Source organism: Pseudobdellovibrionaceae bacterium (assembly GCA_015163855.1).
Classification (GTDB): Bacteria; Bdellovibrionota; Bdellovibrionia; order Bdellovibrionales; family UBA1609; genus JAAOIH01.
Genome location: JAAOIK010000011.1, coordinates 41897 through 50828 on the forward strand (window position 1 = coordinate 41897; position 8932 = coordinate 50828).

11 protein-coding genes are annotated in these 8932 nt (G+C 35.6%); 2 read left to right on the forward strand and 9 right to left on the reverse strand.

Going from position 1 to position 8932, the window contains the following annotated elements; translation table 11 throughout:
• Position 1: 1 nt before the first annotated feature.
• From tsaB to orn, 9 genes are all read right to left on the reverse strand, one after another.
• Positions 2 to 799 carry a tRNA (adenosine(37)-N6)-threonylcarbamoyltransferase complex dimerization subunit type 1 TsaB gene (gene tsaB / locus HAW63_01865; protein ID MBE8162717.1) on the reverse strand — a complete coding sequence of 266 codons (798 nt, stop codon included), beginning with the start codon at positions 797 to 799 and terminating at the stop codon, positions 2 to 4.
• A 12-nt stretch (positions 800 to 811) separates the two neighbouring features.
• Complete coding sequence (gene rseP, locus HAW63_01870) at positions 812 to 2554, reverse strand: RIP metalloprotease RseP (GenBank protein MBE8162718.1); 1743 nt, start codon at positions 2552 to 2554, stop codon at positions 812 to 814.
• A 43-nt stretch (positions 2555 to 2597) separates the two neighbouring features.
• Positions 2598 to 3434 carry a phosphatidate cytidylyltransferase gene (locus HAW63_01875; protein ID MBE8162719.1) on the reverse strand — a complete coding sequence of 279 codons (837 nt, stop codon included), beginning with the start codon at positions 3432 to 3434 and terminating at the stop codon, positions 2598 to 2600.
• The gene (uppS, locus tag HAW63_01880; GenBank protein ID MBE8162720.1) at positions 3435 to 4196 is read right to left on the reverse strand and encodes a di-trans,poly-cis-decaprenylcistransferase; all 762 of its coding nucleotides are present in this window, start codon (positions 4194 to 4196) and stop codon (positions 3435 to 3437) included.
• A gap of 7 nt (positions 4197 to 4203) precedes the next feature.
• A complete protein-coding gene (gene frr / locus HAW63_01885) occupies positions 4204 to 4761 on the reverse strand; it encodes a ribosome recycling factor (protein MBE8162721.1) in 558 nt (185 codons plus the stop codon).
• Between the two features lie 13 nt (positions 4762 to 4774).
• On the reverse strand, positions 4775 to 5485 hold the full coding sequence (locus HAW63_01890; GenBank protein ID MBE8162722.1) for a UMP kinase: 711 nt from the start codon (positions 5483 to 5485) through the stop codon (positions 4775 to 4777).
• A gap of 3 nt (positions 5486 to 5488) precedes the next feature.
• Positions 5489 to 6118, reverse strand: a complete 630-nt coding sequence (gene tsf, locus HAW63_01895; protein MBE8162723.1) for a translation elongation factor Ts — start codon at positions 6116 to 6118, stop codon at positions 5489 to 5491.
• 36 nt (positions 6119 to 6154) lie between these two features.
• Positions 6155 to 7057, reverse strand: a complete 903-nt coding sequence (gene rpsB / locus HAW63_01900) for a 30S ribosomal protein S2 (GenBank protein ID MBE8162724.1) — start codon at positions 7055 to 7057, stop codon at positions 6155 to 6157.
• A 250-nt stretch (positions 7058 to 7307) separates the two neighbouring features.
• Positions 7308 to 7844 carry an oligoribonuclease gene (gene orn / locus HAW63_01905; protein ID MBE8162725.1) on the reverse strand — a complete coding sequence of 179 codons (537 nt, stop codon included), beginning with the start codon at positions 7842 to 7844 and terminating at the stop codon, positions 7308 to 7310.
• Between the two features lie 122 nt (positions 7845 to 7966).
• Between orn and HAW63_01910 the strand changes: the two genes are divergently transcribed.
• Positions 7967 to 8530: an NADH-quinone oxidoreductase subunit B gene (locus tag HAW63_01910; GenBank protein MBE8162726.1), complete on the forward strand. Its 564-nt coding sequence runs from the start codon at positions 7967 to 7969 to the stop codon at positions 8528 to 8530.
• 42 nt (positions 8531 to 8572) lie between these two features.
• The coding region (locus HAW63_01915; GenBank protein MBE8162727.1) for an NADH-quinone oxidoreductase subunit C at positions 8573 to 8932 on the forward strand (360 nt) is incomplete at its 3' end.

The following is an 8932-nucleotide window of genomic DNA, read 5'->3' on the forward strand; positions in this document are numbered from 1 at the left end:
ATTATTTTTTACTATGTAAAAGCTCTTCTGCAGAGGAGCTTCTAATATACAAGGGTAATAGATTTTTCCAGTTTAGTGTATTTTTTTGTTTTTCAGAGCTTTGTAAAAATAACTCTACCATAGTTAAAGAGCAAGGGTGGGTAATTTTAGGATAAATTTTTAGCTTTTTTTTAAAAGTATTAGAAAAATACTGTTGAAATAAAGGGTAGGCGTCTCCTGAAACATGCCAAAGCTCTATATTATGTAAACTTAGCAGTGTTTCTAGCTCATTATAATTAACGACTTGTTTTTTTAAAATAGACTTAAAATCAAAAACTGTATAGGCAGCTAAATATATTTTTTTGCTAAAAGCGTGAATTAAGGGAAGCAAAGCTTCTTTGGGTTGATTTGGAGTTAAGGGAAGTGCTGTTTTTTTGGAGGGATTTTTTTCTGTTTTTAATTCTTGTTTTTTAGCAAGGTCGCTTTTATTTTTTTGTGCTAAACTTTCTAAAGAACTAACTGCAACCAAAGGAATATTTAAACTAAAAGACAGGCTTTTTACAAAATTAGCACTTACTCTAATGCCAGTAAAGCTGCCAGGCCCAACACCACAAATAATTAATTGCAACTGATTTAAAGTTACTTTTGCTTCTTTTAGGGCCTCTTGAAAGAAGACGGTAATAACTTCGGAGTGTGAATATTTTTGTTCTTTATTACTTATCCATTGTTTGTGTGACAAACAGTGATAAGTATTTTTTTCCACTTGCACAATGCTAAGGCTGCCATAAGAAGAACTGGTATCTACAGATAATAAAAGCATAAAAATATTTTTTTATAAAAAGCGCATAACATCATTGAATAAAGCATAAAGCATTAAACTCATTAGTAATACAAAGCCAACCCCTTGAGCAATCTCTATTTTACGCAAGCTTATTTTTTTGCCTCCACGAATAACCTCTATTATATAAATAAACAGGTGTCCACCATCTAATACGGGGATAGGCATTAAGTTTAATAAAAACAAGTTAATAGAAATAATAGCCATTAATCTAAAAAAGGCATACCAGCCCACCTCTAAAGAATCTTTTGCCATTTTACCAATGCTTAAAACTCCGGCTAAGTTTTTTGAAGACACTTTATTTTGAAACATACGAGCTACGCTTAACATAGTTAGCTTGGTCCACCGCATGGATTCCGACCAACCATAACTAATAACATTCCATAAACCAGTTACTTTTCTAGAGGTGAAGTTTATATTTAGCTCTAGCAGGGGAGCAATGCCCACCATAAATCGAGTTTCTGTTTCTCCCGTGGGCAAATTTATTTTTGTTGCCTTAGGGCTAATCGTGGTGTGTTTTAATTGATTACCTCTAATAAACTGTACAGATAAAGGCTTTTGTCCTTTTTTAAAGGATTTAATTATTTTTGGAGCATCTTCCCAGCGATTTAACGCTATGTTGTTGATACTAAATAATTTATCAGTGGCTTTTAATCCGGCTTTTTGAGCGGGGCTATTTGCACTAACTAAACCTAAGCATAAGGAGCAGGGAGTCACTTGTAATGCGTTAAAAATGTTTTCGGTATTAATTTTATTTCGTGCAGTTTTTTTAGCAATAGCACTTAGCAAAGATGTTTTTTTTATTAAAAGCCTGCTTGGTACAGGTGGTAATTGTAAATTAAAAGCGGCAACGCCTCTTTCTGTTTTTAAGCTAATATTTTTTGTGTTGCTAAGTATTAGAGTTACTAATTCTTGTTTTAACTCCCATAAATATTTAATCGGCTTTTCATTAATGGCAACTATTTTTATAATGTGTAGTGGGTTTTTTTTCGTTTTTGCAGAGTTTATTAAAGTAAATAGGGGGGAGGTTTTTTTTACCCATATAATAGGGCTTTGTGCAGTAAAGTGTACCCCCTTTAATAAACCCACTTTTTCTTTTTCCGCTACGGGGTTGGGGTTTTGAACTTCTGTGGGGGTAAAAATAATTTCTTTTTTAAAAGAGTTTTGGCGCTTAATGACAGCGGTGATAGCTTGTTTAGGGTGGTGTTCTATATATTGTCTAATTTCTAAAAAGTTAGATACTTTTTTTTGATTTAAAGATAAAACTTTATCTCCAGATCGAAAACCGGCTTTATAGGCGGCAGACTGGTGTGGCACATCGCCTAAATTAGCGGCAGGCACTTGTTCGCCAAAATAGCCTAAGCCTGAAAAAAGAAAAGCGGCTAAAAATAAATTCATTAAAGGGCCAGCTAGTACAATGGCAATTCTTTGATAAACATTTTTGTGAGTAAAAGCAAGATGCTTACTGCTTTCTGGTATTTCTGTTCCAGGAGCTTCGCCATACATTTTTACATAACCACCTAAGGGGATAAGCGATAGGCAGTAACAAGTGTCGCCTTTGGTATATTGTAAAATCTTTTTACCAAAGCCAAGACTAAAAACTTCTATTTTAACACCACAAAATTTAGCCACAATAAAGTGACCAAATTCGTGAATAAAAATTAAAACCCCTAAAAGTAAAATAAAAGGGCCAATGCTAGAAAACAAACCGACAACGCTATTAATAATAATATCCATGATAATATTGTGTAGAAAAAAATAGATGGGGGCAACAGAGAAATTAATTTTTTACCATAACATAGACCAGCGTCCAAGATAGGGTAAAGAATAAAGGGGCGGTTAGTAGTAAACTGTCGGCTCGGTCTAATAAGCCGCCGTGCCCGGGTAAAAAAGCTCCCGAATCTTTTTTATTACTACTTCTTTTTAGGGCAGACTCTATCAAATCGCCCACTTGCGCCATTACCCCTATAAGCAAGCAAAAAGGAATGCTTATTAGTGGTGATATTTCTGGAAAGTAATATTGAAGGCCTGTAAAGCTAATTACTGCACCCATTAGCAAACCGGTAAGGGCTCCCGAAATACTTTTGTTAGGAGAAATATAGGGTAATAACTTAGGCCCTTTAAAGAAGTTTCCTCCCAGGTAGGCAAACAAATCTATAGACCCTACTGTAATTAACATAATAATAAATAAAGATAGGCCCATTGGAGAGTTAATCAAGCGAATACAACTCACAGCACCTATTAGAAAATAAGAAATTAAAAATAAACTTTTAAATATCATTTGCAAAGTATGCTCAATAGAATTTTTATTTTTTGACTCTAAAAAACTAAGTAAAATGTGCAAGCTTACTAAGCCTGTAAAAAAAGGAAGAACCATATAAATGGGAGTAACCGAAGCCAAAAACAAACCCACACTGATTAGTATAAAGCTGGTGTAATAAAACATTTTAGATACTGTATTGATGTCAAAAAGTAGTCGATGCACTTCTTTGTTCAGCTGTAAGCTAAAGATAAATAAACAAATACTTAAACCATATAAACTATAAAAATAATAGCTTAAATAAAAAATGCTAAGAACGACCGCCGCGCTGATACTTCTAATAATAAAATTTTTCATTTATTCCTTATTACTGGTTAATGTTCGACTACCAAATCGTCTTTTTTTATTTTGAAAATCATTAATACAGTTTTGTAAATCTTCAGGTTGAAAATCGGGCCATAGTTTATTCGTCCACATAATTTCACTGTAGGCAGAAGACCACAAATAAAAATTAGATAATCGTGTTTCGCCACTAGTTCTAATAATCAAATCAGGGTCGGGTGCAACGGAGGAATACATAAAGTGATTTAATTTTTCTTCATCTAAATGATCTGCAACAGTTTTTAGTTTTTCAGGGCTAATAGGGTTTTCGCTTTCTATAAGTTCGGATATTTGTTCTTTTATATAGGCTTTACAGGCTTGTGTAATATCTAGTCTTCCTCCGTAATTAATAGCTAAAACTAAATGTAAGCCTGTGCAAGCTTTGCTTTTTTGTACGATAGCCTGCAATGTGCTTTTTGTTTTTTGAGGTAATGGGTTTAAGTCTCCTATAAGGTGCAGTTGTATATTGTTTTTTAGCAGTAAGGGCAATTCTTTTTGTACGCTATTGTCTAGCAACTTCATTAGTAGGTTAATCTCTGATTTAGGGCGATTCCAATTTTCTGTACTAAAAACAAATAAAGATAAATATTTTAATTGTATTTTTGCACAATATTCAATAATAGTTTTTGCTTGTTTAAGACCTTCTTTGTGGCCAGTAATAGAGCTTTTGGAGTTTTGGTTTTTTGCCCAACGATTATTGCCATCCATGATAATAGCAATATGGTTTAAGTTATTCATAGTGTTTTTACACCGTCATTAATTCTTTAGTTTTCGCTTCTCCTAACTGGCTAATTTGATCAATATAATCATTGGTAAACTTTTGAACTTCTTCTTCAGACTGCTTGCGCTCATCTTCGGTAATAGTTTTACTAGTTTGTAATTTTTTAAATTGTTCATTGGCATCACGGCGGGTATTTCGAACACTCACTTTTACTTGTTCTAAAGTGTTTTTCATTTGTTTTACTAAGTCTTTTCTTCGCTCTTCGGTTAGCTCGGGCACTTTTATTCGAATCATTTTGCCATCATTAAGGGGGGCCATTCCTATGGAGGAATTTAAAATAGCGGCCTCTATATCTTTTAATACAGTAGTTTCCCAAGGGGTAATTGTAAAACTTTTGGCATCGGGGCAGGCTAAGGTGGCCACTTGGCTAAGGGCAGTGCTTTGCCCATAGTAGTTAACCATAATTCCATCTAACATAGATACATTGGTTCTGCCTGTTCTAATTTTTTGCAAATCGTGTTTTAAAGCCTCAATGCTTTTGTTCATATTATTTTTTGTGGTGTCTAAAATTTCTTTTGTCATCGCTGTAACCCTTTTAAGAAATTAGTGTACCTATGTTTTGATTTTTAATTACCTCGGCAATATTTCCAGGTTTATGTAAATTAAAAGCAATAATAGGCAAATTGTTTTCCATACATAAAGTAATTGCGGTGTAGTCCATGATGTTTAATTTCTTGCTTAGTACATCCGAGTAAGAAATAGTTTTAAAAATTTTGGCATCAGTATTGGTTTCGGGGTCTTTGTCGTAAACGCCATCCACCTTGGTAGCTTTTAATAAAATATCGGCATGAAGTTCGGTAGCTCTTAAGGCCGCGGCAGTATCGGTGGTAAAGTAGGGGCTGCCTGTTCCGGCACCAAAAATTACAATGCGCTTTTTATTTAAATGTCTATCGGCTCGTCTACGAATATAGGGTTCGGCAATAGAAGACATTTCAATAGTGGTTTGTACTCGAGTGGCTAATCCGCGTTTTTCTAAAGCATCTTGCAAGGCTAAGCTGTTAATACAAGTGGCCAGCATTCCCATATAGTCCGAGCTTGCTCGGTCCATGCCTTGGGCGGCGGCCGAAACCCCTCTAAAAATATTACCTCCACCAATAACAATACCAATTTGGGAACAAATTTGGTGAGCTTTTGCAATATCTTCTACCAGTTGATCCAAAACGCGTAGGTCGATACCTTGCTTTGCACTTCCCGCTAAGGCTTCTCCACTAATTTTTAATAAAACACGGTTATAAGTTTTTGGCATAATTTAGTTTAGTTGTGCTTTTACTTCTGCAGCAAAGTCTTCGGTCTTTTTTTCTATTCCTTCTCCCAATTCCCATCTTACAAAACGGCGTATCACAATATTTTCACCCAAAGTGGCAATGGTGTTTTTAAGAACATCGTCGATAGTTACATCGGGGTCTTTTACAAATTTTTGGTTCATTAAGCAAACTTCAGATAACCATTTATTAACTTGCCCTGTTAAAATTTTTTCTAAAAACTCTTCTTTCTTTCCCTCTTCTAAAGCTTTGGCTTTTAGTACGGCTTTTTCTTTTTCGATGTCCTCTTTTGGCACCTGGGCTTCGGTTACATATAAAGGTTTTTGAGCAACAATATGTAAGGATAAATCTTTACAAAAAGATTTAAAGCTTTCGTTTTTTGCCACAAAGTCGGTTTCTGAATTTACTTCTAATAAAACTCCGATAGTTCCACCAGCATGAATATAAGAGGTAACACTACCTTCGGCAGCAATACGGTCTGATTTTTTTCCCGCAGAGCTTAAACCTTTTGCTCTTAACCACTCAATAGATTTTTCAAAGTCACCCTTACTAGCTTCAAGAGCTTTTTTACAATCTAGCATACCAGCTTGGGTTTTATTTCTTAAATCTTTAATCATGTCTGTTGAAATTGTCACTGCACACCTCGGCTTTAATTATTTTTTTGTCCACTCACTTTGTTTTTTTAATTTATCTAATTCTTCTTGAGTAGCTTTGTCGATAGTTTCTGTTTTTGTACTTTGTAGCTCTTCTTCAATCTCTACAACTTCTGCCATACCAGCAGCTACCATTTTTCGACCCGTAACACTTTCTTCTTTTTGTTTTTGTTTTTGAGGGGCGTTTTTTTCGTATTTTTCTTGAGCCGCTTGTTCTTTAAAATCTTTTCGGCCTTCGCTATAAGCATTAGCAACGGCTTGAGAAAATAAAGTAATTGCCTTTATGGAATCATCGTTTCCAGGAATAGGGTAGTCAATTAATTCTGGATTAGCATTGCTATCTACCACTCCAATAATTGGCAAGCCTAATTTGCGAGCTTCTAGTACGGCAGTTTTTTCTTTTACCGTATCAATAATGAAAACGGCATCGGGAGCTTCTTTTAGTTCTTTAATACCAACTAAAAAATCGTCCATTTTGATGTATTTTTTTTCAATGCGCAGTTTTTCTTTTTTAACAAATTGATCGAGCTGACCTTTTTCTCTCATTTGGTCAATTTTTTTAAGCCAATCAATACTGTTTTTAATGGTAGCAAAATTGGTTAAAGTTCCACCTAACCATCGCTTTACTACAAAGTATTGTCCGCAAGATTCGGCAGCGGCTCGTACCACGGGTGCGGCTTGAGTTTTAGTTCCTACAAAAACAATTTTTTTTCCTTGCGAGCCCAATTGTTTTACAAAGTCTAGGGCCACAGTGCTGTGGCGCAAAGTTTGTTGTAAATCAATAATGTGGGTGCCTTGTTTTTCTGTGTAAATGTAAGGCTTCATTTTTGGGTTCCATCGGTCGGACTGATGACCAAAATGCACCCCTGCTTCTAGCATTTCTTTAATACTTATTTCTGACATATTGTCTCCTTAGTTTGCCTCTCTATCTTCGGGTCTTTTTAGGGACACCAAGGTTTTTAAGATAGATGTGTTTTATGGTTTTGCGTTTCTGTAATTAAGGCCTTTTGCTTGGGCAACCCTTCGGGCTGAGTCGCAAAAGGCCTTAATCACAGAAACGCAAAACCATAAAATAGTTATCATTTTAGGGGGAGGGGGGCAAGGTTTATTTGGTTATAGGAGGGAGGGGCTGGGCTGTGAAAATGAAGAACCCTTATTCTTCCTTCTTTTTTTTAAAGTCACAAAAGCTCATATAATGTTGAAGCTCGGCAATAGACTCTTTAGTGTCATCTAAAGCTCTATGGGTGTTTTGTTTTTTATACTGAATATTATGGTTATTAAAAAAAATTAACTTCCAAGAAGATACATCTAATAATCGGTGGTGAAGCCTTTGCTCTAAAGATTTCATATATTTTTTTATAAAATTTCTATCATGATAGATGCTGTTGCCGGCTAAGAAAATTTTTTCGTTGGGTTTAAAAAATTGGTCTAGAAATTTTAGCAAGCTTTCTTCCACCTGTTCTAAGCTTTCTTTGGAGTTTAAAACGGAGTTCCAAAGTCCGCTGGCTTGATGATGGGTGGTGTTCCATTCATCCATGCCTTGTAGGCGAAATTCGCCGTGATGAATCACTTTATTAAAGCTGGCAACCTCTTCTAAGTCTTTATTGGTGACAATAGCGGCCACCTCTAAAATCACATCTTTATCGGGGTCTAAGCCACTCATCTCTAAATCTAGCCATAGTAATTTCATAGTTGGGACTACCTAATTGTTTGGTTTTTTCTGCTTGTGTAGTATAACTTAGCATAGTACAAAAGAGACGGTAAGTATTTTCTATATTTATTGATATTTAAAGCTATGTATTAAGGGTTACTATGGCAGAAAAAACATTACAAAATTCTACAAAAAAATTAGGAAGCCAAGCTTCGCCAAGTAATATTCAGGCCGAAGACTCTATGGTGTTAACCACGCGCTTAGATAAATTTGTGGCTTGGGGAAGAAAAAACTCTTTATGGCCTTTGCCTTATGGAACGGCTTGCTGTGGTATCGAAATGATGTCGGTAATGGGACCAAAGTATGACTTAGCCCGATTTGGGGCAGAGGTGGTTCGTTTTTCTCCTCGGCAAGCGGATTTATTATTAGTGGCGGGAACGATTGTAGAAAAAATGGGGCCCATTATTAAGCGCATTTACGAGCAAATGTTAGAACCTAAATATGTTATTGCCATGGGAGCTTGTGCTAGTTCGGGGGGTTTTTACCGATCCTATCATGTGGTGCAAGGGGTGGACACGATTATTCCTGTGGATGTGTTTGTTCCAGGTTGTCCTCCTACTCCAGAGGCGGTTTTAGATGGAGTTATGTTGTTGCAAAAAATGATAGCAGAAAATCAAGCGCGGCCTTGGAAGTCGCAGTGGCAAAGTTTACAAAAAAAGAAATAGTATTTTGGCAGAGGGGCAGAGTTATAAAAAGGGTTTTTAATAATGATAAGTGAACCAATCATAAAAAATTTATTATCTGAGTGCTTTGCGGGTACCAACACAGACATAGAAAAAATAATAATTGCTCAAGAGCTAGGGCAGTGGATTATTTATATTTCTCCCGATCAGGTTTTAGCTTTTTTTACTTATATAAAAAAACAAAAGCGCTTTGATTTTTTAATGAATATTTCTGGGGTAGACTACTCCGACAAAGCCGACACGCACATTACTCAAAAATTTGGAGTGGTGTATGAATTATTCTCCTCTTTAGATATGTCTCGACTACGAGTGAAGTTAGGGGTAAACGACTCCGAAGAAGTGCCTAGTATTACCTCGGTTTGGAAAGTGGCCAATTGGTTTGAA

Excerpts from the sequence above, each read along its gene's own strand:
- rpsB (MBE8162724.1), bottom strand. The coding sequence starts at position 7,057 with ATGTCAGAAATAAGTATTAAAGAAATGCTAGAAGCAGGGGTGCATTTT.
- rseP (MBE8162718.1), bottom strand. The coding sequence starts at position 2,554 with ATGGATATTATTATTAATAGCGTTGTCGGTTTGTTTTCTAGCATTGGC.
- frr (MBE8162721.1), bottom strand. The coding sequence starts at position 4,761 with ATGACAAAAGAAATTTTAGACACCACAAAAAATAATATGAACAAAAGC.
- orn (MBE8162725.1), bottom strand. The coding sequence starts at position 7,844 with ATGAAATTACTATGGCTAGATTTAGAGATGAGTGGCTTAGACCCCGAT.
- HAW63_01875 (MBE8162719.1), bottom strand. The coding sequence starts at position 3,434 with ATGAAAAATTTTATTATTAGAAGTATCAGCGCGGCGGTCGTTCTTAGC.
- HAW63_01890 (MBE8162722.1), bottom strand. The coding sequence starts at position 5,485 with ATGCCAAAAACTTATAACCGTGTTTTATTAAAAATTAGTGGAGAAGCC.
- HAW63_01910 (MBE8162726.1), top strand. The coding sequence starts at position 7,967 with ATGGCAGAAAAAACATTACAAAATTCTACAAAAAAATTAGGAAGCCAA.
- tsf (MBE8162723.1), bottom strand. The coding sequence starts at position 6,118 with ATGATTAAAGATTTAAGAAATAAAACCCAAGCTGGTATGCTAGATTGT.
- uppS (MBE8162720.1), bottom strand. The coding sequence starts at position 4,196 with ATGAATAACTTAAACCATATTGCTATTATCATGGATGGCAATAATCGT.
- tsaB (MBE8162717.1), bottom strand. The coding sequence starts at position 799 with ATGCTTTTATTATCTGTAGATACCAGTTCTTCTTATGGCAGCCTTAGC.